General features: G+C 66.1%; 21 protein-coding genes and 1 tRNA gene. 14 read left to right on the top strand and 8 right to left on the bottom strand.

What is annotated here, in order from left to right; genetic code table 11:
* The first annotated feature begins 38 nt into the window (after positions 1-38).
* Positions 39-1,604, top strand: a complete 1,566-nt coding sequence (locus QFZ36_RS07040; protein ID WP_306635022.1) for a CYTH and CHAD domain-containing protein — start codon at positions 39-41, stop codon at positions 1,602-1,604.
* A 24-nt stretch (positions 1,605-1,628) separates the two neighbouring features.
* Here the strand turns inward: QFZ36_RS07040 and QFZ36_RS07035 are convergent, their stop codons facing one another.
* Positions 1,629-3,065 carry a PucR family transcriptional regulator gene (locus QFZ36_RS07035; RefSeq protein WP_306635019.1) on the bottom strand — a complete coding sequence of 479 codons (1,437 nt, stop codon included), beginning with the start codon at positions 3,063-3,065 and terminating at the stop codon, positions 1,629-1,631.
* 156 nt (positions 3,066-3,221) lie between these two features.
* Here QFZ36_RS07035 and QFZ36_RS07030 point away from each other — a divergent pair, with 156 nt between their 5' ends.
* Positions 3,222-4,652, top strand: a complete 1,431-nt coding sequence (locus tag QFZ36_RS07030) for a gamma-aminobutyraldehyde dehydrogenase (protein WP_306635014.1) — start codon at positions 3,222-3,224, stop codon at positions 4,650-4,652.
* A gap of 56 nt (positions 4,653-4,708) precedes the next feature.
* On the top strand, positions 4,709-6,079 hold the full coding sequence (gabT, locus tag QFZ36_RS07025; protein WP_306635011.1) for a 4-aminobutyrate--2-oxoglutarate transaminase: 1,371 nt from the start codon (positions 4,709-4,711) through the stop codon (positions 6,077-6,079).
* 121 nt (positions 6,080-6,200) lie between these two features.
* Here the strand turns inward: gabT and QFZ36_RS07020 are convergent, their stop codons facing one another.
* Together QFZ36_RS07020 and rarD are read right to left on the bottom strand one after the other, a co-directional pair.
* Positions 6,201-7,454, bottom strand: a complete 1,254-nt coding sequence (locus QFZ36_RS07020) for an NAD(P)/FAD-dependent oxidoreductase (RefSeq protein WP_306635009.1) — start codon at positions 7,452-7,454, stop codon at positions 6,201-6,203.
* A 39-nt stretch (positions 7,455-7,493) separates the two neighbouring features.
* A complete protein-coding gene (rarD, locus tag QFZ36_RS07015; RefSeq protein ID WP_373427025.1) occupies positions 7,494-8,561 on the bottom strand; it encodes an EamA family transporter RarD in 1,068 nt (355 codons plus the stop codon).
* Between the two features lie 84 nt (positions 8,562-8,645).
* Between rarD and QFZ36_RS07010 the strand changes: the two genes are divergently transcribed.
* The 6 genes from QFZ36_RS07010 to QFZ36_RS06985 all read left to right on the top strand — a co-directional run bounded on the left by QFZ36_RS07010 (position 8,646) and on the right by QFZ36_RS06985 (position 16,419).
* Positions 8,646-9,644, top strand: coding sequence for a DNA topoisomerase IB (locus QFZ36_RS07010; RefSeq protein WP_306635006.1), 999 nt, complete (start codon positions 8,646-8,648; stop codon positions 9,642-9,644).
* Positions 9,645-9,744: 100 nt separating this feature from the next.
* Positions 9,745-11,187, top strand: coding sequence for an FAD-dependent oxidoreductase (locus QFZ36_RS07005; RefSeq protein WP_306635004.1), 1,443 nt, complete (start codon positions 9,745-9,747; stop codon positions 11,185-11,187).
* An 84-nt stretch (positions 11,188-11,271) separates the two neighbouring features.
* Positions 11,272-12,612 carry a GAF domain-containing protein gene (locus QFZ36_RS07000; RefSeq protein ID WP_306635002.1) on the top strand — a complete coding sequence of 447 codons (1,341 nt, stop codon included), beginning with the start codon at positions 11,272-11,274 and terminating at the stop codon, positions 12,610-12,612.
* Between the two features lie 155 nt (positions 12,613-12,767).
* The gene (gene exaC, locus QFZ36_RS06995) at positions 12,768-14,291 is read left to right on the top strand and encodes an acetaldehyde dehydrogenase ExaC (RefSeq protein ID WP_306635001.1); all 1,524 of its coding nucleotides are present in this window, start codon (positions 12,768-12,770) and stop codon (positions 14,289-14,291) included.
* Between the two features lie 3 nt (positions 14,292-14,294).
* Entirely contained in the window at positions 14,295-14,705 is a 411-nt protein-coding gene (locus QFZ36_RS06990) for a DUF779 domain-containing protein (protein WP_306635000.1), read from the top strand.
* Positions 14,706-14,853: 148 nt separating this feature from the next.
* The gene (locus QFZ36_RS06985) at positions 14,854-16,419 is read left to right on the top strand and encodes an amino acid permease (RefSeq protein WP_306634998.1); all 1,566 of its coding nucleotides are present in this window, start codon (positions 14,854-14,856) and stop codon (positions 16,417-16,419) included.
* Between the two features lie 21 nt (positions 16,420-16,440).
* Here QFZ36_RS06985 and QFZ36_RS06980 read toward each other — a convergent pair whose 3' ends face one another.
* The 3 genes from QFZ36_RS06980 to QFZ36_RS06970 all read right to left on the bottom strand — a co-directional run bounded on the left by QFZ36_RS06980 (position 16,441) and on the right by QFZ36_RS06970 (position 19,176).
* Positions 16,441-17,076 carry a DUF2461 domain-containing protein gene (locus QFZ36_RS06980; RefSeq protein WP_306634996.1) on the bottom strand — a complete coding sequence of 212 codons (636 nt, stop codon included), beginning with the start codon at positions 17,074-17,076 and terminating at the stop codon, positions 16,441-16,443.
* 125 nt (positions 17,077-17,201) lie between these two features.
* Entirely contained in the window at positions 17,202-18,683 is a 1,482-nt protein-coding gene (locus QFZ36_RS06975; RefSeq protein ID WP_306634994.1) for a catalase, read from the bottom strand.
* Between the two features lie 7 nt (positions 18,684-18,690).
* Complete coding sequence (locus QFZ36_RS06970; RefSeq protein WP_306634993.1) at positions 18,691-19,176, bottom strand: Fur family transcriptional regulator; 486 nt, start codon at positions 19,174-19,176, stop codon at positions 18,691-18,693.
* Between the two features lie 93 nt (positions 19,177-19,269).
* Between QFZ36_RS06970 and QFZ36_RS06965 the strand changes: the two genes are divergently transcribed.
* Complete coding sequence (locus QFZ36_RS06965; RefSeq protein ID WP_306634991.1) at positions 19,270-20,541, top strand: MFS transporter; 1,272 nt, start codon at positions 19,270-19,272, stop codon at positions 20,539-20,541.
* A 33-nt stretch (positions 20,542-20,574) separates the two neighbouring features.
* Positions 20,575-21,444: a zinc metalloprotease HtpX gene (htpX, locus tag QFZ36_RS06960; RefSeq protein ID WP_306634990.1), complete on the top strand. Its 870-nt coding sequence runs from the start codon at positions 20,575-20,577 to the stop codon at positions 21,442-21,444.
* A 112-nt stretch (positions 21,445-21,556) separates the two neighbouring features.
* Here htpX and QFZ36_RS06955 read toward each other — a convergent pair whose 3' ends face one another.
* Positions 21,557-22,048 (bottom strand): YajQ family cyclic di-GMP-binding protein, encoded by a 492-nt coding sequence (locus tag QFZ36_RS06955; protein WP_050054209.1) that lies wholly within the window; start codon positions 22,046-22,048, stop codon positions 21,557-21,559.
* 185 nt (positions 22,049-22,233) lie between these two features.
* On the opposite strand from QFZ36_RS06955, the gene QFZ36_RS06950 reads away from it, so the two are divergent.
* From QFZ36_RS06950 to QFZ36_RS06940, 3 genes are all read left to right on the top strand, one after another.
* Positions 22,234-22,488, top strand: a complete 255-nt coding sequence (locus QFZ36_RS06950) for a hypothetical protein (protein ID WP_306634988.1) — start codon at positions 22,234-22,236, stop codon at positions 22,486-22,488.
* Between the two features lie 178 nt (positions 22,489-22,666).
* A tRNA-Tyr gene (locus tag QFZ36_RS06945) sits at positions 22,667-22,748 on the top strand.
* A 186-nt stretch (positions 22,749-22,934) separates the two neighbouring features.
* Complete coding sequence (locus tag QFZ36_RS06940) at positions 22,935-23,366, top strand: CBS domain-containing protein (RefSeq protein ID WP_306634987.1); 432 nt, start codon at positions 22,935-22,937, stop codon at positions 23,364-23,366.
* A gap of 147 nt (positions 23,367-23,513) precedes the next feature.
* On the opposite strand, the gene QFZ36_RS06935 is transcribed toward QFZ36_RS06940, so the two are convergent.
* A complete protein-coding gene (locus QFZ36_RS06935; protein WP_306634985.1) occupies positions 23,514-24,503 on the bottom strand; it encodes a LysM peptidoglycan-binding domain-containing protein in 990 nt (329 codons plus the stop codon).
* Positions 24,504-24,892 lie beyond the last annotated feature (389 nt).

Raw genomic sequence — 24,892 nt, 5'->3', positions numbered from 1 at the left:
CAGGCCCGCGCTGGACCAAACGCGGAAGGACGGCTGTGATGGCTTCCCAGGGAATTGAGATCGAGAAGAAGTACGACGTCGGTGATGACGCCACAGTGCCCGCGCTGGAAGAACTGCCGGGGGTGGCCCGCGTCGGGACTCCCCGGTCAGCCGTCCTGGAGGCCGTCTATTTCGATACGGACCAGCACACGCTCGCCTCACACCGCATCACCCTGCGCCGCCGCACCGGGGGAACCGACGCCGGGTGGCACCTGAAGCTGCCGCCGGAAGCCACCGCGGAAACAGAACCGCAGCGGCGCCGGGAGGTGCATGCACCGCTGGGCCAGCCCGGCGTCGTTCCCGACAGCCTGCTGGCGCGCGTGCAGGCGTACCTGCGGGGAGACGAAGTGAGGCCTGTAGTCCGGCTCGAAACCCGGCGCACGACGCACGCACTGTATGGCGAGGACGGAGTCCATCTGGCGGACCTGGCCGACGACCAGGTGGACGCCACCCGCCTGCACCACGGAGAGGCGGCGGAACACCGGCAAAGCTGGCGCGAATGGGAGCTTGAACTCGTCCATGGCGGACCGGACCTGTTTGCCCCTGCTGAGGAAGTCCTCACCGCGGCGGGCGCCCGCCCCGCCGGCCACGCATCGAAGCTGGCCCGCGCACTCGGCCGTGACCCGGGCGGTGCCGCAGCTCCGGAGGAGTGGGAAGGCCCGGCGGCGCTCCTTGCCGGGAAGAAGGCTCCGGCAGCCGCCGTCGTTACCGTCTATGTCGCGGAGCAACTCCGCCGGCTCCTCGCCGAGGATGCCGCGGTCCGGCTGGAGGAACCTGAGGGCATCCACAACATGAGGTCCGCCATCCGGCGGCTCCGCTCCGCGCTGGTGGCGTACCGGAAGCTTTACCGGGCCATGCCGGTCACGCGCCTGCGGGATGAGCTCGACTGGCTGGCCGTGCTGCTCGGTGATCCGCGGGACTCCCAGGTGGTGCTGGAACGGCTGCGGGGGCAGCTGGACGAGCTCCCGCCGGGGGACGCCACAGACGCCGTCAAGGAGCAGGTGGAGCGCAAGGCCGGTGGGGCATTCAACGCCGGCTACCGGCGCGCCCAGGAGGCCCTCAAGTCAGAGCGCTACTTCCGTCTGCTGGACAACCTGGAGGACTTCCGCGACCACCCGCCGGTGCGGGCGGAAGCGGTGGCCCCGGGCCGCAAAATTGCCGGGAAGGCGGTGGACAAGTCCGCCCGCCGGCTGCGGCGCTCGCAGAAGGCGGCCCGCAATGCCCGGCGCGGCGCTGACCACGAAGACGCACTCCACCAGGTGCGCAAGGACGCCAAGCGGCTGCGCCATGTGGCCGAGTCAGCGGCGCTGGTGACCGGCAAGCGCGCCGGGAAAGTGGTCAAGGCCGCCCATAAGCAGCAGAAGATCCTAGGCGACTTCCGGGATGCCCTGATTGCCCGGAACCTGCTGCACGACATCGAAGCGGGTTCCAGCGTGCCTGAGTCCGCGGCGCAGGCCCTGGCTGAGCTGGGGAAGCGTCAGGCGGAACTGATGGACGCCGCCGAGGCCAAGTACCGAAAGGCCCGGAAGAAGTCCCGCGCCCTGCTGCGGCGCGGGGTTATCTAGTCCCCACATGCGTTGCGGTTGGCGCTACTTCCCCTGCCGGGCGGACAGCCGGGCCACCGCAAGTGCAAGCCAAAGCTGCACCCTGTCCGTCGTAACCGCGGGGTCATAACCGGTCAGTTCGGTGATCTGCGCCAGCCGGTACCTGACCGTGTTCCGGTGCAGCGTGAGCTCCTCGGCGACGGCGGCCACGGAACCGTTGTTGTTCAGGTAGCTTTCCAGCGTGGTCATCAACTCCGCACCATGGGCGGCGTCGAAGGTCCGCAGGGGGTTCAAAGACTCGTGGGCCATATCCGCCAGCGGCACGTCCTCGCTGGCCAGCAGCAGCGACGTCAGGCTCAGCCGCTCCGGCTCGTTGACAGGCAGCCCGTGGCTGGCGGCGTCGCGCGCCTCGAAGTAGCTCCAGCGCAGGCCGTTCGGCTTGGTGTACGCCCCGCCGATGCCGATCGTCGCATGGATCCCCGCCTCCGCCAGGTGGTCGCTCAACTTCCGTGCCAGCGAGGGGGCCGCCCCGCCGTCGTCGTTCATCACCAGCACCAGATCCTTGCCCACGACGGCGGCAACGCACTTCTCCAGTTCCCGCGGCACGGAGGTGCTCACCAGGGCCTTGTGGTGGGCGGCCGAGACGGCCAGCAGCACCACGTTCTTGCGGGTGCTGTTGACGCCCACACCGGCCAGGCGGCGCTGGGCCTCGCTGGTTTCAAGGGCTCCGTGGATCACGTCTTCCAGGACCTGTCCGCAGAGCGCACGCTCGGCCTGGCGCTGCTTGACCATGTTGTTCAGCTCCACGCTGATCAGGTTCTGTGCGTACCCGATGATGCCGGAGTCTTCGAAGGGCTTGCGGACCCACAGGGTGCAGGCGTCGCGCCGGCCGGTGGGGATGGGGTAGGAAGCCCAGGTATCGGCCTGCGGAGCGTCCCTGGTGCTGTTGTACAGCTGGGCCGTGAACTGCGTGAGCGCGATGTCCGCCCGGAGCATGCCGCCCAGGTGTTTCAGGAGTTCGGCCAGGCCGCCGCCCGTCAGCAGTGCACGCGCCAGCACCTGGTGTCCGGCGATCAGCCGTTCCAGCTTGGCGTAGTGGTCCGCGGACTGGGCATCCGCCACCAGCTTGCCGATGGCGATGAACGGCGTCTCGTAGGGGACCCCCACCACGGGCAGGCCCCAGCGGTTGGCCTCGGCGAGAAGGGCCGGGGGCACTGCCTCGTGCGAAAGCCCCACCCCGAAGCCGATGCCCACGGCGCCGGCCCGCTGCACCTGGCGGACAAAACGCCGTTGCTCGGGGGCCGATTTCAGCCGCAGGCCGGTGGTGAGGACGAGTTCGCCGCCGTTGATGAAGCGCTGCGGGTCCTCGAGCTCGGTCACTGCCACCCAGTTGATGTCCTGGTGCCAGGTGGTCTCGGCGACCCCCACTTTGGACAGGTTCAGGGATGGGACACCCAGGAGGGCGGCAAGGGAAATGGCCATGAACCAAGGATAAACGGGCGCTAGTCAACCGCACTAAAAAGCAGCAGAAAAGGTGTGCAGGTGACTATTCACGGGGCAGGGGTGCTGGCATAGGCTCAAGGCAGTCAGATCCATCTGTTTCGACGCCGATGGCCCCCAGGAAAGAGGTTGCACACCGTGGTCCAAACCTTGCAGAACTTCATCAACGGTTCTTTTGTCACGCCCGCCGGCAGCGGCACGCTGGACATCGTGAACCCCACCAACGGTGAAGTAGTGGCCCTCTCGCCCATCTCCAACCAGCAGGATGTGGACGCGGCCATGGCCGCAGCAAAGGAAGCCTTCAAGAGCTGGAAGCACGTCACACCGGGCCAGCGGCAGCTGATGCTGCTCAAGCTCGCTGACGCCGTCGAGGCCAACAGCGACGAACTCGTGGAGGCGCAACACCGCAACACCGGCCAGGTGCGCTCCCTGATTGCCTCTGAGGAAGTCGCCGCCGGCGCCGACCAGCTGCGCTTCTTCGCCGGAGCCGCCCGCATCCTGGAGGGCAAGTCCGCCGGCGAATACTTCGAAGGCCACACCTCCTACGTCCGCCGCGAACCCATCGGCGTCGTGGCGCAGGTGGCCCCCTGGAACTATCCGTTCCTGATGGCCATCTGGAAGGTCGGCCCCGCGCTCGCCGCCGGCAACACCGTTGTCCTCAAGCCCTCGGACACCACCCCCGAGTCCACTCTGGTGCTGGCCCGCCTCGCCGGCGACATCCTGCCGGCCGGCGTCCTGAACGTTGTGCTGGGCACCGGCCAGACCGGCGCCATGATGGTGGACCACAAAGTCCCCGGCCTGGTTTCGATCACCGGCTCGGTCCGCGCCGGCATCGCCGTCGCCTCCGGTGCCGCGAAGGGCCTCAAGCGCGCCCACCTGGAGCTCGGCGGCAAGGCGCCGGCCATCGTGTTCAAGGACGCCGATATCAAGAAGAGCGCGGCCGCCATCGCCGAATTCGCCTTCTTCAACGCCGGCCAGGACTGCACCGCCATCACCCGGGTGCTGGTGGAGGACTCAGTCCACGACGACGTGGTGGCCGCCATGGTGGAACACACGAAGACCCTGCACACCGGCTCCCAGAACGACGAAGACAACTACTTCGGCCCGCTGAACAATGTGAACCACTTCAACCAGGTCACCTCGGTGGTGGAGAACCTGCCCGCGAACTGCCGGATCGAAACCGGCGGACACCGGGCAGGGGAGAAGGGCTTCTTCTTCGAACCCACCATCATCACCGGTGCGAAGCAGACGGACAGCATCGTCCAGCAGGAAACCTTCGGCCCCGTCATCACCGTGCAGAGGTTCAGCACGGAGGCGGAAGCGGTGGAGCTGGCCAACGACGTGGACTACGCCCTGGCCTCCAGCGTCTGGACCTCCAACCACGGCACCGCCATGCGGCTCAGCCGGGACCTGGACTTCGGCGCCGTCTGGATCAACACCCACATCCTGCTCACCGCCGAAATGCCCCACGGCGGCTTCAAGCAGTCCGGCTACGGCAAGGACCTCTCCATGTACGGCGTCGAGGACTACACGCGCATCAAGCATGTGATGAGTGCACTTGACGCGTAGCGCCCCGCCACAGCAACACGCCCCAACACTTCCCCGCCATTCCTGAAAGGTTTCCCATGACCACCACCGCATCAGACATCACCTTCCGCCTGGAGCAGAAGCGCCGCGTCCAGGCCGACTTCCCGGGTCCGAAGTCCGTCGCCCTGACCGAGCGCCGGAAAGCCGTAGTTGCTGCCGGCGTCGCCTCCACCGTCCCTGTTTATGTCGCGGACGCCGACGGCGGCATCATCCACGACGTGGACGGCAACTCCTTTATCGACCTGGGCTCAGGCATCGCCGTGACCAGCGTAGGCGCATCCGATCCCGCCGTCGTCGGGGCCGTGAAGGAAGCCGTGGAGCACTTCACGCACACCTGTTTTATGGTCACCCCGTACGAAGGTTACGTGGCTGTCGCCGAGCAGTTGAACCGCCTCACCCCGGGGGACCACGAGAAGCGCACCGTGCTCTTCAACTCGGGCGCGGAGGCAGTGGAAAACGCGGTAAAGGTGGCCCGCCTGGCCACCGGGCGTGACGCCGTCGTCGCCTTCGACCACGCCTACCACGGCCGCACCAACCTCACCATGGCACTCACCGCCAAGGCAATGCCGTACAAGACCAACTTCGGCCCGTTCGCGCCCGAGGTCTACCGTATGCCCATGAGCTACCCGTTCCGCGAGGAAAACCCGGAAATCACCGGTGCCGAGGCAGCCAAGCGGGCGATCACCATGATCGAGAAGCAGATCGGCGGCGACCAGGTGGCCGCGATCATCATCGAGCCCATCCAGGGCGAGGGCGGCTTCATCGTCCCGGCCGAGGGCTTCCTGCCGGCGCTCGCCGACTGGGCCAAGGAAAAAGGCATCGTCTTCATCGCCGATGAGGTCCAGTCCGGTTTCTGCCGCACCGGCGAATGGTTCGCCGTCAACCACGAAGGCGTTATCCCGGACATTCTGACCATGGCCAAGGGGATCGCCGGCGGCATGCCGCTGTCCGCCATCACCGGCCGGGCAGAACTGCTCGACGCCGTCCACCCGGGCGGCCTGGGCGGTACCTACGGCGGCAACCCGGTAGCCTGCGCCGCCGCACTGGCCTCCATCGGATCCATGGAGGAATACGACCTCAACGGCCGTGCCCGCCACATCGAATCCCTCGCCACCGCCCGGCTCCGCGAACTGCAGAGCGAGCTGGCCGGTGCAGGTTCTGCCGTGGTCGGCGACGTCCGCGGCCGCGGCGCCATGCTGGCCATCGAACTCGTCCAGGCAGGGTCCAAGGAACCCAACCCGGAGCTGACTAAGGCTGTTGCTGCCGCCTGCCTGAAGGAAGGCGTCATCATCCTCACCTGCGGCACTTACGGCAACGTGATCCGCCTCCTGCCGCCGCTGGTCATCACCGATGAACTGCTGAACGACGGCCTGGAGGTCCTGGCCGCGGCCATCAAGGCCAACGCGTAACGCGGTCCGCACAGAGTTAGCGCCCCCTCGCAACGGCGCGAACAAACCTGTTGCCCCGGAACTTTCTGTTCCGGGGCAACAGGGGTTTAAGTACGGCTGGCGCGGTGCTTATTGGGCGCTCTTACCGGATCTCGTTGTCCGGCCCGCCGATGACCACCTGCGCCGGACTGTGCAGGACGTACCCGTTGAGCCAGGAGAACAGGGCGCGGACCTTCTGCTGGAATCCGGACAGCAGCGCAAGGTGCACCAGGAGCCAGGACACAAAAGCCAGCGGACCTTGGAGCTGGACGCGTTTGCGGCCGAGTTCGGCCACGGCGGCGCCCCGCCCAATCATCGCCATATACCCCTTGTCCACGTAATGGAAAGGCTGCCTGGTACCGCCGTTGAGATCGGCGTGGATGTTGCGGGCAGCCCACTTGCCGGCCTGCTGCGCCACGGAGCCAAGCTGGGGCAGTTTGGCCCCGGTTGAATCGGTGATGTTGGCAGCATCGCCGACGACGTACACTCCTTCCGCGTCAGCAACAGTCAGGTCCGTCCGGACGTCGATCCGGCCACCTTTCCCCTGCGGCAGGCCGGAGCCGGCCAGGAGGTCACCGCCTTCAAGGCCGCCGGCCCAGACGACGATTCCGCCCGGGATGTCCGTCCCGTCGGCCAGCGTCACGCCGTCGGCCCGGACCTCGGTAACGCCCACTCCCATGTGCAGCTGGACGCCGATCCTGGAAAGGCGTTTGCGGGTGTACTCCTGCGACTTTGACGAAAACATGGCCAGGACGTTCGGCACCATGTCCACCAGGTGCACGCGGCACCGGGCGGCGAGTTCGGGGGAGAAGTACTTGGTCACCACGAATTTGATGTTTTCCGCCAGGGCGCCGGCAGTCTCCACGCCGGTTGGCCCGCCGCCCACCACGACCATATCCACCATGGCGCCCGGCTCCCGGTCAGCCCGGTCCAGCAGCCGGGTCACGCTGGTGCCGAGCCTGGTGGCGTCCGTGACCGAATACAGCGGGAAGGCGTTCTCCTCGGCGCCGGGAGTATTAAAGAAGTTGGGTACGGCGCCGACGGCGAGGACGAGGATCCGGGCCCGGAACATGTCGCCCCCGGCGGTGGTGACGGTGTGGTTTTCGGCGTCGATGGCGGCCACTTCCGCCGTCAGGACGCGCACGTTCCTGTGCCGCCGGAAGACCGACCGGATGGGCCGGGCAATGGCCGAGACACCGATCTGCGAGGTGGCCACCTGGTACAGCAGGGGCTGGAACTGGTGGTAGTTGTTCGAATCGATCAGCAGTACGCGAACGCCCTTGCGGCCAAGCTCCCTGGCGGCGGCGATGCCGGCGAATCCGGCCCCGATGACGATGACCTGATATGAGTCCTCCATCCGAGCAACCTACTCCACCGGGGTTCCCGGCAACAGGGGTCAGGACGATTTCAGGGAGGCGTCGGTCCTCCGCCGGGCCACCGAAGTCTTCCGCGCGGTGCGCAGCATGTCCACGGTCAGGACCAGCAATGCCAGCCACACCACGCCAAACCCGATCCAGCGGTCCAGGGTCATCGCTTCCTTGAACACCAGCAGCGCCAGGATGAACTGCAGCAGCGGTGCGAAGTACTGGAGCAACCCGATGGTGGTCATGGGGAGCCTGCGGGCCGAGGCCCCGAAGAACAGCAGCGGCACGGCCGTGATCACACCGGAAGCCAGCAGCAGCCAGAAGTGGCCTGGGCCCTGCGTGGTGAGGGTGGCGGTTCCTGAGGCGGCCAGGTAGATCATGGTGGTGGCAGCGAACGGTGCAAGAACCATGGTTTCCACGCTGAGGCTGGTGGCGGCATCCACCTTGGGCCCAACGCGTTTCTTGACGAAGCCGTACAGGCCAAAGCTGATGGCCAGCGTCAACGCAATCCACGGGAGCTTGCCATAGGAATACGTGAGTACTCCCACCGCGATGAAGCCGATGGCCACGGCCGCCCACTGCAGCGGGCGCAGTTTTTCCTTCAGCACCAGGACGCCCAGCAGGACGGAGACCAGGGGGTTGATGAAGTAGCCCAGTGAGGCCTCCACGGCCTGGCCGGTAGTTACTGCGTAGGTGTAGGTCAGCCAGTTGATGGCGATCAGGAAGGCGGCCACGGCCAGCGAGCCGAACACGGTGCGATTCCGCAAAGCCCGCCCCAGGGCGGCCCATGAGCGGGTCACCGTGATGAGGAGCGCGCAGAACAGCAGTGACCACACCACGCGGTTGGCCACGATTTCGACGGCGCCCGCCGGCATCAGCACAAAGAAGTACAGCGGGAGCAGCCCCCACAGCCCGTAGGCGCCGATGCCAAAGAGGATTCCCGCCGTCGTCTCCTTGTCCACGGCCTTGGGCGACGCCCCTTTGGTACTTCCTGCCGGACCTGGCGGCACCGGCTGCGCGGACATTGCCGGTCCTGGCGCGGACGGAGCGGGAACACGGGCGGGGGAGAAGGATCCATCGGGAGAGGGCACGACATCCATAACATCACTTCCGGGGCAGGTATTCCGGCAAATAGTCAGTAGGCTTGCTTTTATGACAAATGCCGACCGGCTGGAGACCACCCCATGAGGCTCCGGCGCAGCAACGCTTCGGGGCGCGGCTACCGCCGGGTGGCAGCGGGCAAGGGTTTCAGTTACCGGGACCTGGACGGCTCCACCCTGCCCCCGGGTCCCGTCCGTGAGCGGCTGGAAAGTATCGGAATACCGCCGGCATGGACGGACGTCTGGATTGCCCCCTTCGAGAACGGGCATATCCAGGCCACCGGCGTGGACGCAGTGGGCCGGCGGCAGTATATCTACCACCCGGAATGGCGGGAGCGGAAAGACCGGGTGAAATTCGACCGCGCCCTTCAGTTGGCCGAATCGCTGCCGGCGGCCCGCCGCCGGGTGACTATGGACCTGCGCGGCGAAGGTTTCTCGCGCGAACGCGTCCTCGCTGCGGCCTTCCGGATGCTGGACAGCGGCTCGCTGCGCGTGGGGTCCGAGCGGTACACCAACGAAAACGGCAGCCGCGGCCTGGCCACCCTCCTCTGCGCCCACGTCCAGGTGCGCAAGGACCGCATCCACCTGCGCTTCCCCGCCAAGAGCGGCAAGGACTGGGAGTCGGAAATCCGCGACCCCGACCTTGCCGCCCTGCTGCGCCTGCTCAAGCGGCGGGGCCCCAACGCCCGGCTTCTGGCGTACAAGGACGGCCGGCAGTGGCGGCCCGTTACCAGCGCGGACATCAACGCCTACGTGAAGGAGCGGACCGGCTCGGACTTTACGGCCAAGGACTTCCGGACCCTGCGGGGTACGGTGGCGGCGGCAGCGAGCCTGGCCAGGACCGGCCCCCAGCGAACGGCCGCGAAGCGGAAGAGGGCCATCAGCCGGGCGATGTATGACGCCGCCGAGGTGCTGGGGAACACGCCCTCGATCGCCCGCAAAAGCTATGTGGACCCCCGCGTCCTGGACCACTACCACGAGGGCGAAACCATCGATCCCAAGCGGCCGGACTCGGCCGAGGCCGAACTCCGCGCGCTGCTCTACCGTGAAGGCAACGTGGTCCCGCTGGCCAAAAGCGGGTGAGGCCTGCTTCCCGAGGCGAAGCCTTGCAGCGGCGGCCAATTAGAATAAGTGACTGTGCGCTGCTCTTACCGCGCATCCTCATCGGTTAGAAGGGCTCCGAGTGTCCAACCACGGCGAAACCACCCCATCACGTCCGCTCCGGGTAGCCATCGTGGGCGCAGGGCCGGCGGGAGTCTACGCTGCGGACATCCTCACCAAGTCCAGCGGCGTGAAGGACGGCGACTTTGAGGTCAGCATCGACCTCTTTGAGGCCTACCCGGCGCCCTACGGGCTGATCCGGTACGGCGTGGCCCCGGACCACCCGCGGATCAAGGGCATCGTCAACGCGCTGCACAAGGTCCTGGACCGCGGCGACATCCGGTTCCTGGGCAACGTCACCTACGGCAGGGACCTCACCCTCCACGATTTCCGTGCCTTCTATGACGCAGTGATCTTCTCCACCGGCGCCGTCAAGGACGCCGACCTGGCGATCCCGGGCATCGACCTGCAGGGCTCCTTCGGCGGCGCTGATTTTGTTTCCTGGTACGACGGGCACCCGGACGTGCCGCGGGAATGGCCGCTGGAGGCGAAGGAAATCGCCGTGATCGGCAACGGGAACGTGGCGCTGGACGTTGCCCGCATGCTGGTCAAGCACCCGGAGGAGCTGCTCACCACCGAGATCCCGGACAACGTCTACCGGGGTTTGAAGGCCTCGCCCGTCACGGACGTGCACGTCTTCGGGCGCCGCGGCCCCGCCCAGGTCAAGTTCACCCCGCTGGAGCTCCGGGAGCTCAGCCACATGAACGACGTAGACATCGTGCTGTACCCCGAGGACTTCGAATTCGATGAAGCCTCGGACGACGCCATCCGCAGCAACAACCAGATCAAGACCATGGTGAACACGCTCACGAACTGGCTGGTGGAAGAGCACACCGAGTCCGATAACCCGTCCTCCCGCCGGCTGCACCTGCACTTCCTGCACAGCCCCGTGGAAATACTTGCCGACGGCGGGGAAAGCGGCACGGGCAAAGTGGGCGGGATCAAGTTTGAACGCATGCAGCTGGACGGCACCGGCAACGCCAAGGGCACGGGGGAGTTCATCGAGTACCCCGTGCAGGCCGTGTACCGCGCCATCGGCTACCACGGCTCGGCGCTTGACGAGCTGGAGTACGACGCGAAGCGCGGTGTCATTCCCAACGAGGGCGGGCGCGTGCTGGACGCCGAAGGCAACCCGGTGCCCGGGATCTACGCCACCGGCTGGATCAAACGCGGCCCGGTGGGCCTCATCGGCCACACCAAGGGGGACGCCCTGGAGACCATCGGCTTCCTGCTCGAGGACCGGCTCACCTTGCCGCCCGCCCGGAACCCTGACCCGCAGGCCATCATTGACCTGCTCGAAGAACGCGGCATCGAATACACCACCTGGGAAGGCTGGAACAAGCTCGACGCCCACGAAGCCGGCCTCGGCGCAGCCTGGACCGGCCCCGACGGCTTGGATCACGTAGTGCGGGAACGGATCAAGGTGGTCCCGCGCGAGGACATGATCCGGATCTCCCGCAGCTAGGTGGGGGAGGGAGGCCGCGTTACAATGGCGACCACCCCCAGGCCGGCATTATGACGCCGTGCCTTCAGGCAGCACAGGAGTTCGATGAAGAACCTGATTCAGCCGGAACCGCTGCAGCGCGGCGCCTTGGCCGCCCATGAGCAGCTCGACGGCGGCGCCCTTGCGGATGCTCCCGGCAACCTCCGGAGCCTGATCCGAGAGTCGTGGCAGCGTTCGGCCGGCTTCAAGGCGAACCCGGACAGGCCTGCCGCCCCGCTGGCGCTGGACCGGGATGAGCTGGAGGACTACCGCAGCCAGCACCCGCTGGCCGCCATCATGCCCGTCATCAACAAGCTCCTGGTCCAGCCCAGCCACGACAGCGGACTGCTGGTGGCAGTGGGTGATGAAGTGGGCCGGCTGCTCTGGGTGGAGGGTGATCCCGCCTTGCAGCGCCGCGCGGAGGGCATGATGTTTGTTGCAGGCGCAGACTGGTCCGAGGCGACTGTGGGCACCAGCGCTCCGGGAACCGCTCTTGCCTTGGGCCGGGGGATCCAGATTGCCGGCGCGGAGCACTATCAGCGGGCCGTGCACGCCTGGAGCTGCACTGCCGTGCCCTTCCACGACCCCGATTCCGGCGCGGTGCTCGGCGTCGTGGACATCACGGGCACGGCCACCGCGGTGGCGCCCCACACCCTGTCCCTCGTGGAGGCAACCGTGGCGGCCGCCCAGGCGCAGCTGCGTGTCGAGCGCCTCCAGTTGGCCGCGGAGCTGGCCCGCGGGTCATCACGACGCCGGGCCACGGCCACCGCTTCCCGCGCGCCGGGGGCGGGCGCCAAGGAAGGCAGCCTCTACCGGAACAGCTTGCAGCTGCTGGGCCGCGACCAGGCTTTGCTCAGCCTGGACGGCAAGACCGTTGTGTTGTCCGCCCGGCACAGCGAAATCCTTGCACTGCTCAGCACCCACCCTGCCGGGCTCAGCGCGGAAGAACTGAGCCTCCTGCTCTACCCCGGGGACGGCTCCGCCATCACGCTCCGCGCCGAAATGGTCCGGCTGCGCAAGGTCCTGCAGCAGCTCAACCCGGACGCCGTTCCAGGCTCGCGGCCCTACCGGCTGCCCGTGGATGTGGTGCCGGACTGCGGCCAGGTGCTGAGCTGCCTGCAGCGCGGCGCGCACCGCATCGCCCTGGAAATCTACCGGGGTGCCGTCCTCCCGCGGTCCGAAGCCCCCGGCATCGTGGAGCTGCGGAACAAGGCCTCGCTGCTGCTGCGCGAGGCAGTCCTGACCGATGGCAGCGCCGAGTCGCTGCTGAAGTACGCCGAACTTCCCGAGGCAACAGACGACGTCGGGGTCCGGCGCGCCGCCCTCCGCCTCCTGCCGGCCCGCTCACCCAAGCGGGCCGCCGTCGTCGCAGATCTGGAACGGCTGGAAGCCGAACTGCACGCCTAGGGCACCGCCTCCGGTGTTGGGCCTGTACCTCCGGTGGTTGGCCCTTGACCACACAGCGGCCGTGCAACCTGGCTGCAACCTGCGCACTCCTACGCTTGCTCCAACGGCGGCGGCCAGCAGCAAGCGCCGCCCTCTGCACAGCAAAGGAGCTAGCAATGACTGTTTACGCACAGCCCGGAACCGAGGGCTCGAAGGTCACGTTCAAGGACCGTTACGAGAACTGGATCGGCGGGGAGTGGGTGGCCCCGGTGAAGGGGCAGTACTTCGAGAACATCACGCCGGTGACCGGCAAGGCGTTCTGCGAGGTTGCCCGCGGCACGGCCGAAGACATCGACCTGGCGCTGGACGCCGCACACAAGGCCGCGCCGTCGTGGGGCAAGACGTCGGTGGCAGAGCGGGCCGCCATCCTGAACAAGATCGCCGACCGGATCGACGAGAACCTTGAGATGCTCGCCGTGGCCGAAACCTGGGACAACGGCAAGCCCATCCGCGAGACCCTCAACGCGGATCTGCCGCTCGCCGCCGACCACTTCCGGTACTTCGCCTCCGCTGTCCGGGCGCAGGAGGGCCGGCTGTCCCAGCTCGACGACGACACCACCGCCTACCACTTCCACGAGCCGCTCGGCGTCGTGGGCCAGATCATCCCCTGGAACTTCCCCATCCTGATGGCCGTGTGGAAGCTCGCTCCCGCGCTCGCCGCCGGCAACGCGGTGGTGCTCAAGCCGGCGGAGCAGACACCGTCGTCCATCCTGGTCCTGATGGAACTCATCGGCGACCTGCTGCCCGCCGGTGTGCTGAACGTGGTCAACGGCTTCGGCGTGGAGGCCGGCAAGCCGCTGGCCTCGAGCCCGCGCATCCGCAAGATCGCGTTCACCGGGGAGACCACCACCGGGCGGCTCATCAGCCAGTACGCCAGCCAGAACCTCATCCCGGTCACGCTTGAGCTGGGCGGCAAGAGCCCCAACATCTTCTTCAACGATGTGGCCGAGAGCAACGACGCGTTCTACGACAAGGCGCAGGAGGGCTTCGCCCTGTTCGCCTTCAACCAGGGCGAAGTCTGCACCTGCCCGTCCCGCGCGCTGGTGCAGGAGGACATCTACGAGTCCTTTATGGCCGACGCCGTGGCCCGCGTGGAAAAAATGATCCAGGGCAACCCGCTGGATACGGCAACGCAGGTGGGGGCGCAAGCATCGAACGACCAGCTGGAAAAGATCCTCTCCTACATCGACATTGGAAAGCAGGAGGGCGCCAAGGTCCTCACCGGCGGCGGCCGGGCCGAACTTCCCGGTGACCTGGCCGGCGGCTACTACGTCCAGCCCACGGTGTTCGAAGGCCACAACAAGATGCGGATCTTCCAGGAGGAGATTTTCGGCCCGGTGGTGGCAGTCACGAAGTTCAGTGACTACGCCGACGCCATGGGCCTCGCGAACGACACGCTGTATGGCCTGGGCGCCGGTGTCTGGTCCCGCAACGGCAACGTGGCGTACCGCGCCGGCCGCGAGATCCAGGCCGGCCGCGTCTGGGTCAACAACTACCACGCCTACCCGGCAGGTGCTGCTTTTGGCGGCTACAAGTCCTCGGGCATCGGGCGTGAGAACCACGCGATGATGCTGGACCACTACCAGCAGACCAAGAACCTGCTGGTCAGCTACAACGAAAACAAGCTGGGCTTCTTCTAGGCCATGGTTCCTACAAACGCGATCAACGCGGCGGCGGTGTTGCCCGGCGAGGACTTCTCCCGGGTGGCGCTCACCCCGCCGGCCGTGGAGCTCCTGCGGAAGCTTTGGCTCCGGCACGGGCCGCTGATGTTCCACCAGTCCGGCGGGTGCTGCGACGGGTCCTCGCCCATGTGCTACCCCGTGGGGGACTTCCTCACCGGCGACTCGGATGTGCTGCTGGGCCTGTTCGATGTGTCCGACGGGCTGGAACCACGGCCGCTGGAGTTCTGGATGTCGCGGGAGCAGTTCAACTACTGGAGCCACACACACCTGACCGTTGATGTGGTCCCCGGAAGGGGCAGCGGATTCTCCGTGGAAGCGCCGGAGGGCAAGCGGTTCCTCATCCGGTCCACGCTGATGGATTGGCAAGTGTAGGAGCATAAATTTCGTGCGGAGAAGCCCGGCCCGAACATCAGGCCGGGCTTTTCCCGTCTCACCATTCGGAACAATTGGGACCGTCCAGTGGATGGACACTATCGTTGATAGGTCTGTTTCCATCAGAAATCAGGATTGTGATCCCCCTATGAACCTTCTCCGGACCAAATCTATCGAGCAGTCCATCGCCGACGCCGATGAACCCGGACGCAAGCTCAAGCGGTCCCTCAGCACGTGGGACCTGATGATCATGGGCGTTGCGGTGGCTGTGGGTGCCGGTATCTTCTCCGTCGGTGCCAAGGCTGCAGCCAACTTCTCCGGCCCTGCCGTGACGTTGTCCTTCGCCATCGCCGCCGTCACCTGCGCCCTTGCCATCATGTGCTACGCCGAGTTCGCCACTGCCATCCCTGTGGCAGGCTCCGCCTACGTCTTCACCTACGCCACCATGGGTGAGCTCCTTGCCTGGATCATCGGCTGGAACCTGATCCTCGAACTCTTCACCGCCGCAGCCGTCATCGCCAAGTACTGGGGCATCTACCTCAGCAAGGTGTTCGCGCTGATGGGTGCCGACATTCCGCCGGCAATCTCCCTGGGCGGGGTGGACCTCTACTGGGGTGCCTTCCTGATCGTGGCCGTCTTCACGGTGTTGCTCGTGCTGGGCACCAAGCTCTCCGCCCGCGTGGGCAACATCTTCACGCTGATCAAGATCGCCGTGGTCCTCTTTGTGATCGTTGTGGGCTTCACCTACGTGAAGCTCGAAAACTACAGCCCGTTCATCCCCGCCGCCGAGCCGACCGGCGGTGCCGGCGCGGCCGACGTTCTGAAGCAGTCATTCTTCGGTTTCCTCACCGGAGCCGCCCCGGCACAGTACGGCACGCTGGGCATCTTCGCCGGGGCTGCCCTGGTGTTCTTCGCCTTCATCGGCTTCGACGTGGTGGCCACGTCCGCGGAGGAAGTCAAGAACCCGCAGAAGACCCTGCCCCGGGGTATCTTCGGTGGCCTCGCCGTGGTGACGCTGCTGTACATCCTGGTATCCCTGGCCCTGACCGGCATGGTGTCCTACACCCAACTGGCCGAGGCGAAGAGCCCCACCCTCACTACCGCATTCGAAGCAGTGGGCGACACGTCCGCCGCCAAGGTCATTGCCTTCGGCTCCCTGGTGGGCCTGACCACCGTGATCATGGTGCTCCTCATGGGCCTGTCCCGCGTGGTCCTGGCAATGAGCCGCGACGGACTCCTACCCCGTGCGCTGTCCAAGACCAGTGAAAAGCGCTCGACGCCGGTCCGCCTCCAGATCATCTGCGGCGCCGCTGTTGCCTTGGTGGCAGGGCTGACCAATGTGGACCTGCTCGAGGAAATGATCAACATCGGTACGCTGTCCGCATTTGTGGTGGTGAGCCTGGGCATCCTGGTGCTGCGAAAGAAGCGCCCGGACCTCAAGCCCGCTTTCCGCGTGCCCTTGGGCAAGGTCCTGCCGATCGTGTCCGCAGTGCTGTGCCTCTACCTGATGACCAACCTGGCCGTGGAGACCTGGATCTTCTTCGCCATCTGGCTCGCGATCGGCCTGGCCATCTACTTCTCCTACGGCCAGCGCCACTCCCGCCTCAACGAGCGCTTCGGTGACGCCAGCACGGCCGTCAACGGTGCTCCCGTTGCGGCCGGAGCTACTGCTGGGGCGGCCGGGGACGACGAGGACGAGTTCTCCCGCGCCTGATCCGGCCGCGCCAGGCTGAAGCTACGGTGCCGCGTGCCGGCCAACCCAGTCCACCAGGGGCCGCAGCTCATCCCAGAGCGCGGCGATCTCCTTGGCCGCGCTGGGGGTGGCCAGCCATGCGGGCTGCCCCAGGTCGGTGGCCGCGGAAAGGGACTTGTGTTTCAGGAGTTCGGCCCTGGGATGGTCCTGGGGATACCCGCGCGGGACGGTCTTGAGTTTCTCGCCCTCCACCATGAAACCGGCAGCGCCCACGGCTTCCACAATGTGCCGCAGTGATTCGCCCGTTCCTGAGGCATCAACTGAATTGCGGTACCTGGCGAGCTGGGCGGGCGTGTGGGAATGGTAGCCGCCGCCGGCCAGGAGCCCTTCCGCACTGATTTGCAGGTAGTAGCCCACCCCTTCCTGGATGGACGCGAAAGCGCCCTGGGCTGTTTTGTAGGGTGACTTGTCCTGCGAGAACCTGATGTCCCTGTTGGGCCGGAAGATTTTGCCGGGACCAAACCGGGGCTCCAGCTCGGCGAGCAGCAACGTGACCGGTTCCCGGACCAGCGCCTCATAGCTGTCCTTGTGCTCCAGCCACCATTCACGGTTGTTGTTGTCCTGGAGCTCTTTGTAGAACTCGAACGCGCCGGCAGGTATGCCCTGGAAAGTTGTCATGCGTCGATCCTAGGGACACCGGCCGGCGGCTGCCATGAACAGAACCGGATATGTGGAAAAGCAAAAACCACCCCGCCACGTAAACCGTGACGGGGTGGTTTTCAGCAACTCAGGAAGGGGCTGGATCAGCCGATCTTGTTGGCCGCTTCTGCCTCGGAGAACTGAACTGCGCCGAGGTTGGCGCGCAACTTGGCGCCGAGTTCGGCGTCAACGTTGGTCCAGTACTGGATCGCGCGTTCCTTGATGCCGGGGCTCTTGACGCCGCCCACTGCACCGGTGATGGTCTCGAGCAGACGGGCCTTGGCGCCGTCGTCGTAAACCTCGCGGTACAGGGTGCCGGCCTGGATGAAGTCGCTGTCCTCCGTGTGGAGGGAGTGCGCGGCAAGTGTCAGCTCGCCGTCGTTCTCCCAGCCGCCGGCCGGGTTCTGCGGCTCAACAGCAGCCGGGCCGCCAACGGAGTTGGGGGCGTAGACCGGCACTGAGGGGGCGTTGAAGTGGTAACGTCCGGCGCCGTCCTGGCTGTAGTTGTTGACCTGGTTCTTCGGCTGGTTCACCGGGATCTGCGCGTGGTTGGTACCCACGCGGTAGCGGTGTGCGTCCGCGTAGGAGAAGATGCGGGCCTGCAGCATCTTGTCCGGGGAAGCGGCGATGCCCGGCACGAAGTTCGACGGCGCAAAGGTGGCCTGCTCGATCTGTGCGAAGTAGTTCTCCGGGTTCCGGTTCAGCTCCATGGTGCCCACCTTGATCAGCGGGTAGTCAGCGTGCGGCCAGACCTTGGTCAGGTCGAACGGGTTGAAGCGGTAGGTCTTCGCGTCCTCGTACGGCATGACCTGGACGTGCAGGTCCCAGGACGGGAGGTTGCCGGCTTCGATGTTCTCCGAGAGGTCGCGGATGTAGAAGTCGGCGTCGGAGCCGGCCAGCTGCTCTGCCTGCTCGCTGCTCATGGACTTCACGCCCTGGTTGGACTTGAAGTGGTACTTGACCCAGAAACGCTCGCCCTCGGCGTTGATCCACTGGTAGGTGTGCGAGCCGTAGCCCTGCATTTCACGCCAGGAAGCCGGAAGGCCACGGTCACCCATCAGCCAGGTGACCTGGTGGGCGGACTCGGGGGACAGGGTCCAGAAGTCCCACTGCATGTCGGCATCGCGCAGGTGGGTGCCCGGGAGGCGCTTCTGGGAGTGGATGAAGTCCGGGAACTTGATGCCGTCGCGGATGAAGAAGACGGGGGTGTTGTTGCCCACGAGGTCGTAGTTGCCCTCGGAGGTGTAGAACTTCACGGCGAAGCCGCGGGGATCGCGCCAGGTGTCCGGGGAGCCGTTCTCGCCGGCCACGGAGGAGAAGCGGATGAGCATCTCGGTGTCGACGCCGGGCTGGAGGAAGGCTGCCTTGGTGTACCTGGAGACGTCCTCGGTGGTCTTGAACGTACCGAATGCGCCGCCGCCCTTGGCGTGCACTACGCGCTCCGGCACCCGCTCGCGGTTGAACTGGGCGAGCTTTTCCACCAGGTAGTGGTCAGTCAGGATGATCGCACCGTCGGCACCGGTTGCCTTCGAGTGCGCGTCGGACGTAACGGGGGCACCTGACTGGGTTGTTGAAATGGCAGTCATTGTTCTCCTATTTCTCTGTTTCTTGCGAGGGACGATTGGAAGGAAGTTGTTGGGACTGCTGGCAGTCCTGGCAGATGCCCTGGTACATAACATCGGCGATCTGGATGGTCATCGGCTTGGCGTTTTCGTCCCAGTGGGGCGTGAGGCAGGGCGCGTGGCCCACGGCGCAGTCCACGTCTTCAACGCGGCCGCAGCTGATGCAGACGGCGTGGTGGTGGTTGTCGCCGACGCGGGTTTCATACAGCGCGGGCGAGTGCGGTGGCTCGAAGCGGCGCAGCATGTGCAGGTCCGTCAGGTCCCCCAGCACCACGTAAACGGACTGTGCCGTCAGTTCGGGCAGCTCCGCGCGGGCAGCGGCCAGGATGCTCTCGGCCGGGGAGTGCGGATGCCGTTCGACGGCGGCGAGGACCGCCAACCGCTGTTTGGTCACCCTGCGGCCGTGGGCGCGCAGGGCGCCAGCCCATGCCTCCTGGCCGTCAAAGTGCTCCGTCATGGATCCATTGAAACACTTATTTTGAGTTTCTCGCAATAAGGCTTGGCTAACCTCGGTGAGCGGTAAGCATCCCGGCGACATTAGGGTTGCAGAGTGGGGAAATTGCTCGCTGACATCACGCCGCTCAAGGAGAGCCCCGCCTTCCGCCGGCTCTGGATCAGCTCGGCAATATCCGCCGTCGGGAGCCAGCTCACCCTGGTGGCCGTAAGCCTGGAGGTCTACCGGCTGACCCAGGACAGCCTCTATGTGGGGCTACTGGCCGTCTTCGCACTGGTACCCCTTGTCATCGGCGGCCTCCTGGGCGGATCCATCGCCGACTCCCACGACCGGCGCCGCGTCGCCCTGCTGGCCACCACCGTGCTGTGGCTGACCATCGGCCTGATCGCCCTGCAGTCGTGGCTGCACCCGGGCAACGTTTGGGTTCTGTACTTCCTGGTGGCGGTCCAGAGCGGCGCACAGGCCATCAACCAACCTGCCCGCAGCGCCATCCTCCCCATGCTGATCCGCCAGGAGCTGCTGCCGGCGGCGAACGCCCTCAGCATGATGTCCTTCGGCCTTGCCCTGACAGCCGGCCCGTTGCTGGCAGGCGTGCTGGTGGCATGGCTGGGTTTCGGCTGGACCTACGCCATCGACTTCGCCAGCTTCGCCTTTGTGCTGTGGGCCGTCTACCGGCTGCCGCCCCTGCCGCCGTCGGGAAGCAGGAGCAGGGCAGGCATCCGGTCCGTCGTGGAGGGGTTCCGGTTCCTCGGTACCCGTCCGAACCTGCGGATGACCTTCGTGATCGACCTGATTGCCATGATCCTGGCCCAGCCGCGCGCACTGATGCCGGCCATTGGCGCCCTCATGATCGGCGGCGGGGAAGCGACGGTGGGCGTGCTCCTGGCTTCAACCGCGGTGGGAGCGTTCCTGGCCGGATTGTTCTCGGGTCCGATGGGCGGTGTCCGGTGGCAGGGGAGCGCGGTGGTCTTCTCGGTCATGGGATGGGGCGCGTCCATCGCCGCGTTCGGCATGGTGGTGCTGCTGGCCGGGCGCTCCCCGGACGGGGGTGCCACGTTCTGGCTGCTCCCGGCGGCATTGTGCTGTGCGCTGGCGGGAATCGCGGACTCGATCAGCAGCGTCTTCCGCAACACCATCCTTCAGGCAGCCGCACCGGACCATCTCCGCGGGCGGCTCCAGGGCGTGTTCCTCGTGGTGGTCGCGGGCGGTCCCAGGATCGGTGACCTGCTGGCCGGCGGCGCCACCAGAATGACGGCCGAGGGCCGGGTACTGCTGCTGGGCGGCGTGCTGTGCATCGTTGGGGCGTCGCTGGCGGCGAGGCTGCAGCCGGGGTTCCGAAAATACGACGCCCGGAACCCGGCTCCCTAGAAAGCCGTTCCCATAGGAGAGCGAGGAGGAAACATGCACAAACACTACAACGGCCTGAAAACGGCAGCGCTTTTCGGTGTGCTGTGGGCGGTGCTGCTGGGCCTTGGGGCGCTGATGGGCGCCGGAACCCGCAGCTCCGCACCCATCTGGATCATGGCGCTGCTCGGTGTCGCCACCACCGCCTACGGCTACTGGAACAGCGACAAGATCGCCATCCGCTCTATGCAGGCCTACCCGGTCACTGAAGCGCAGGCGCCGCAGCTGTACCAGATTGTGCGGGAGCTGTCCGTGCGCGCCAACCAGCCGATGCCCCGGATCTACGTCTCGCCCACCATGAATCCCAACGCCTTTGCCACCGGCCGGAACCCGCGGAACGCGGCCGTCTGCTGCACCGAGGGAATCCTGCAGCTCCTGGACGCCCGCGAACTGCGCGGCGTCCTGGGGCACGAACTCATGCACGTGTACAACCGCGACATCCTCACCTCATCAGTGGCCGCCGCCGTCGCAGGCGTTATCACTTCGGTGGGCCAGATGCTGCTGTTCTTTGGCGGCGGCGACCGGCGCAACTCGAACCCGCTGGCGATGCTGGCCATGGCGCTGCTCGCCCCCTTTGCGGCATCCCTGATCCAGATGGCCATCTCGCGTACCAGGGAGTACGACGCCGACGAAGACGGTTCCGGGCTGACCGGCGATCCGCTGGCGCTCGCCTCAGCCCTGGGCAAGATTGAGCAGGGCGTGAGGATCGCGCCGCTTCCGCACGACCAGCGGCTGGTCAACGCCTCGCACCTGATGATCGCCAACCCGTTCCGCGGCGGTGCCATCAACAAGCTGTTCGCGACGCATCCGCCCATGCGGGACCGGATTTCGAGGCTGGAGCGGATGGCAGGCCGGCCGCTGCACTGATTCAAGTTCCCCTCGACACGCAAAGAGGCCGGCGCTGCCCGTATTCCGGGTGCGCCGGCCTCTTTGCGTGGCGGCAGAAATTTTGCGCGTCGACAACCGCCGGCGGGGGCTGCTAGCTGCGGAAGTTCACAAACTGCAGGTCGGCCTCGTCGAAGTCCTTCAGCAGTGCCATGGTGGCCTGCAGGTCGTCACGGGACTTGGATGTGACGCGCAGTTCGTCGCCCTGGATCTGGGACTTGACTGACTTGGGGGCTTCGTCGCGGATCAGCTTGTTGATCTTCTTGGCCAGGTCCTGGGCGATGCCCTCCTTGATGGAAGCCTCGAGGCGGAACTCCTTGCCGGAGGCATAGGGTTCGCCGGTGTCCAGGGACTTCAGTGAGATGCCGCGGCGGATGAGCTTTGACTGCAGCACATCCAGCACTGCCAGGACACGTTCCTCGGAGTTCGCCTTCATTAGGATCTTCTCACCGCTGAAGTCCACCTCGGCGCCCACGCCCTTGAAGTCGTACCGCTGCGCGAGTTCCTTCTGCGCCTGGTTCAGCGCGTTCGCCACTTCCTGCTTGTCGACTTTGCTTACGACGTCGAACGTTGACTCGCCTGCCATGACTCTCCTTCTGCTGGTGGGAGCCCTGCGCACTGGGCAGGGCCTGGATCACTGCATTCAAGCCTAATACGGATGCCCGCGTTGGTAGGGGCGGTATTCACAGTTCCCTCAAAGCGGACACCCGGAGGGAACGCAGGAGTCCCGGCCAGAGTTGAAGGAGTAGGAAAGCGCACGAAGGGAACACCATGCACCGCAAAGCCATCCGCTACGTCACACGAACCACCTCGGCTGCAGCCGGTGCGGTAGCAACAGCAGCAACCTCAGTGGCGGCAGCGGCGGTGGCAGCTTCCATCATTCTCAGCCCGGTAGCGGATGCCTCTTCCCGGATGGAGGGTATCAGCGAGGACCTGCGCCGGGCGGTGCAGTTGAACCAGATCACCGAGGAGCAGGCCGTGAAGTTCGAGGCAAAGCTGGCCGGCAGGATTCTGGGTGAGGCCTGAGCGTGGCTCCAAAGCGCCCTTGAGGGCCTGAAATCCGCGCCATTCCGGGCTCTTGCGCGCCGATTCGATTCTTCGGCGGAAGTTCTGTAAAGTTGTCTTGCCCGCGGTTACTGGAAGCGGAACGGCCCGGAAACGGACGCTCCGAAGACTGCATCTACGGGTACTTCTTTTGAAGTTCGGCAGATTACCCGAGCGGCCAAAGGGGGCTGACTGTAAATCAGCTGGCAACGCCTACGGGGGTTCGAATCCCTCATCTGCCACCCAAGGAAAAGCCTCCGGAACCACAGGTTCCGGAGGCTTTTTCGTGTCTTCTTACAGGTGCCGGAGCGGCGTTCAAAAGGCAGAAAAACTGCCGTCGACACCGGCAGGGTCCGGGCGTAGGCTGGCACCATCGGCGCGCGTGCCCCGATGCCTGCGTCGATTCAGCCATCGATAAAGGAGAACCAATGAGTGCCGTACGTGAATTCATGACTACGGACGCACAGTGTATTAAGGAAAGCCAATCGCTCGCAGATGCTGCGCGGATGATGCTGGACCTGGACTGTGGATCGTTGCCCATCTGCGGTGACGACGGCAAGTTGAGGGGCATGATCACCGACCGTGACATTGTGCTCAAGTGTGTTGCCGCTGGACGCGACCCACGCGAGATGATGGCCCGTGACCTCGCCTCGGGCAGGCCCTACTGGGTTGACGCCGATGCGAACGTCGACGCGGCCATCGAAATGATGGAGACCCACCAGGTCCGCCGTCTTCCGGTCATCGCCGACCACAAGTTGGTGGGGATCATCAGCCAGGGAGACATCGCCCGCAACTACTCCGAGCAGCGGATCGGCGAGCTCGTGGAGCACATCTCGGAACGCAAACCGATGAACGCCTAACCGGCAAGTTTTCCTAACCCAACGCCACGGGGTCCGCTCCGTGGCGTTAGTTATGCCCGCTCCTGGCCTTGTCCGCGGATCCCCGCCTTGAAGGTTAGGAGCCGGGGACAAGCTGAGGAATACAGGTGGCCGGCAGCGACAGGCCTATCAGTTCAGGGCAATCAGGAGCATCTGGCTGGTTCCCGGGATGCAGGTCTGCAGGATTGCACGGGGGAAACCGCCAAACACATTGATGACGTCGTTGGTGGTCCCCGGGTTGGGCACCTGCCCGCGCGCCGTCGCAGTGTAAGTCCCGTAGCCCGGGATGCTCACCGTCTCACCCACCCCGATTCCGGAGAACCGTGCCCAGCCGCCGCAGAAATCGTGCTCCGTGATGAAGAGGGAGTAGCCGTCGTTGGGGGTGAAATGGATGGGCCCGATGCAGGCATCCACCATGGACTGCCCGCCGGCTCCGGCAACGTAAATGGTCCGGACGGCAGGAGCGGCCGCAACCGGGGCGGGCGCCGGAACAACTGCTGGCGCCGGGGCCGAAACAGGACCAGGTGCAGGAGCAGGTGCCGCGATGGGTACGGCCACGGCCGGGCCGGTCAGGACCAGCGTCTGTCCGGGGATGATGATGGTGTACTGCCCCAGACCGTTCGCGGCGAGCATGGCGTTCGTGTCCACCCCGAACCGGGCCGCAATGGAACCGACGGTATCGCCGGGAACCACGTGGTACTGGTTTCCGTCGGCGGCGGGTGTGGGTGCCGGCTCAGGGGCAGGCGCGGGCTCGACGGCGGGTGGCGGCGGTGCTGCCTCCGCCGGTGCCTCCGCCGCAGGCGGGGCAGCAGCGGGCGCTTCCGCCGGCGCCTGGACAGACTCCGCAGAACCGGCACCCGCAGCATCAGCGACAGTACCCCGCGCTTGGGCCACGGCCTCGGCAACGGGAGCCGCCGCCGTCGTGGTAGCCGCTGGAGCGAGGGTGGCCGGTGCCGCAAGCGCCCCCACTCCCACTGCCGCCATAACGGCGGCGGTGGCCATCCCGGCCCAGAGTTTGTTGCTGATGGTGGGGCGGCCAGCCGTCAAGTCGGAGCGGGGGACATCGGTGGCGAAACTGCGGCTTGGAGCATCGGGAGAAGAAAGATATGGCTGGTTCATGGGTAGCCCATCGGGATTCGGTTCACCCAGGCAGCTGCAAGGCGCAGGGAGCGGGGCAGGACGGATCGGCGTGTGATGCACCGGCGGCCCAGCCTCAAGCCGGGCCGCCGCCGGCGCACGATGGAGGCGTCCGCATACCCAGAAGATACGGAAGCTCCGCGAGAAGGCGCTGCCACCCGGAAGCCACCCGGTGAAAAGGCCAGCACATGTTCGGTCCTAGGAATCCCGAGTCTAGGAAGCGCCGGAGGTGCGGGCACCAGTAATGATTACCCGAATATTTTGGGCGGGTACTTGGGAGTGCTCTCCCGGATACGCAAAACCGCTGTGGGTACTACCTGCCGCAGCAGGCCGGAATGCCAGCGGTCTTGGCGGCCCTTCAGCAGCCCCGA

The sequence above is a fragment of the Pseudarthrobacter siccitolerans genome, from assembly GCF_030823375.1.
Classification (GTDB): Bacteria; Actinomycetota; Actinomycetes; order Actinomycetales; family Micrococcaceae; genus Arthrobacter; species Arthrobacter siccitolerans_A.
Note: the sequence above shows the minus strand (reverse complement) of the source record. Positions and strands in the feature narration are given on the sequence as shown.

Excerpts from the sequence above, each read along its gene's own strand:
- QFZ36_RS07040 (WP_306635022.1), top strand. The coding sequence starts at position 39 with ATGGCTTCCCAGGGAATTGAGATCGAGAAGAAGTACGACGTCGGTGAT.
- QFZ36_RS07035 (WP_306635019.1), bottom strand. The coding sequence starts at position 3,065 with ATGGCCATTTCCCTTGCCGCCCTCCTGGGTGTCCCATCCCTGAACCTG.
- gabT (WP_306635011.1), top strand. The coding sequence starts at position 4,709 with ATGACCACCACCGCATCAGACATCACCTTCCGCCTGGAGCAGAAGCGC.
- QFZ36_RS07020 (WP_306635009.1), bottom strand. The coding sequence starts at position 7,454 with ATGGAGGACTCATATCAGGTCATCGTCATCGGGGCCGGATTCGCCGGC.
- rarD (WP_373427025.1), bottom strand. The coding sequence starts at position 8,561 with ATGGATGTCGTGCCCTCTCCCGATGGATCCTTCTCCCCCGCCCGTGTT.
- QFZ36_RS07010 (WP_306635006.1), top strand. The coding sequence starts at position 8,646 with ATGAGGCTCCGGCGCAGCAACGCTTCGGGGCGCGGCTACCGCCGGGTG.
- QFZ36_RS07000 (WP_306635002.1), top strand. The coding sequence starts at position 11,272 with ATGAAGAACCTGATTCAGCCGGAACCGCTGCAGCGCGGCGCCTTGGCC.
- exaC (WP_306635001.1), top strand. The coding sequence starts at position 12,768 with ATGACTGTTTACGCACAGCCCGGAACCGAGGGCTCGAAGGTCACGTTC.
- QFZ36_RS06990 (WP_306635000.1), top strand. The coding sequence starts at position 14,295 with ATGGTTCCTACAAACGCGATCAACGCGGCGGCGGTGTTGCCCGGCGAG.
- QFZ36_RS06985 (WP_306634998.1), top strand. The coding sequence starts at position 14,854 with ATGAACCTTCTCCGGACCAAATCTATCGAGCAGTCCATCGCCGACGCC.
- QFZ36_RS06980 (WP_306634996.1), bottom strand. The coding sequence starts at position 17,076 with ATGACAACTTTCCAGGGCATACCTGCCGGCGCGTTCGAGTTCTACAAA.
- QFZ36_RS06975 (WP_306634994.1), bottom strand. The coding sequence starts at position 18,683 with ATGACTGCCATTTCAACAACCCAGTCAGGTGCCCCCGTTACGTCCGAC.
- QFZ36_RS06970 (WP_306634993.1), bottom strand. The coding sequence starts at position 19,176 with ATGACGGAGCACTTTGACGGCCAGGAGGCATGGGCTGGCGCCCTGCGC.
- htpX (WP_306634990.1), top strand. The coding sequence starts at position 20,575 with ATGCACAAACACTACAACGGCCTGAAAACGGCAGCGCTTTTCGGTGTG.
- QFZ36_RS06955 (WP_050054209.1), bottom strand. The coding sequence starts at position 22,048 with ATGGCAGGCGAGTCAACGTTCGACGTCGTAAGCAAAGTCGACAAGCAG.
- QFZ36_RS06950 (WP_306634988.1), top strand. The coding sequence starts at position 22,234 with ATGCACCGCAAAGCCATCCGCTACGTCACACGAACCACCTCGGCTGCA.
- QFZ36_RS06940 (WP_306634987.1), top strand. The coding sequence starts at position 22,935 with ATGAGTGCCGTACGTGAATTCATGACTACGGACGCACAGTGTATTAAG.
- QFZ36_RS06935 (WP_306634985.1), bottom strand. The coding sequence starts at position 24,503 with ATGAACCAGCCATATCTTTCTTCTCCCGATGCTCCAAGCCGCAGTTTC.